This window comes from Herpetosiphon sp. NSE202, from assembly GCF_042688385.1.
Taxonomy (GTDB): Bacteria; Chloroflexota; Chloroflexia; order Chloroflexales; family Herpetosiphonaceae; genus Herpetosiphon.
The window spans coordinates 1-514 of record NZ_JBHUPY010000038.1 but is presented as its reverse complement, the minus strand read 5'-3'; the positions used below and the strand labels follow the sequence as shown (position 1 = coordinate 514).

2 tRNA genes and 1 rRNA gene are annotated in these 514 nt (G+C 51.6%); all 3 read right to left on the bottom strand.

Annotated features, from left to right (window positions below):
- Positions 1 to 147 precede the first annotated feature (147 nt).
- Positions 148 to 223: transfer RNA gene (locus ACFMKP_RS24765), tRNA-Ala, on the bottom strand.
- 35 nt (positions 224 to 258) lie between these two features.
- A tRNA-Ile gene (locus ACFMKP_RS24760) sits at positions 259 to 335 on the bottom strand.
- Between the two features lie 113 nt (positions 336 to 448).
- Positions 449 to 514 (bottom strand): 16S ribosomal RNA (locus tag ACFMKP_RS24755); the annotation flags it as partial.

Genomic DNA, 514 nt, shown 5'->3' with positions numbered 1-514 from the left:
TCCTTCATCGGTCGTGTGCGCCTAGGCATCCATCACTCGCATTCCTGCTGATCATCGGTCGTCGCGCCTCGGCAGCGTGACAACCTGAATTGTATAGATGCAATTTCTTGACTATAGTTATTGTCGCTATATCTGTTGTTAAGGTTCTGGTGGAGCGCAGGAGACTCGAACTCCTAACCTACGGTATGCAAAACCGTTGCGCTACCAATTGCGCCAGCGCCCCATTTTCAATGGGTTTCGTCAACCATAAAGATTGACTGGTGGGCGTATCTGGACTCGAACCAGAGACCTCGATCTTATCAGGATCGCGCTCTAACCAGCTGAGCTATACGCCCTTAGTTAATCCCAGTGAGCCTTGCCCACTGATGGGTGCTGCCGCCACGGCGGTCATTCTCTGCATCAAAATCTTTGTTCTTCGTCACCACGTCTCGTTGATAGGTATCCCTAGAAAGGAGGTGATCCAGCCACACCTTCCGGTACGGCTACCTTGTTACGACTTCGTCCCAGTTACGAG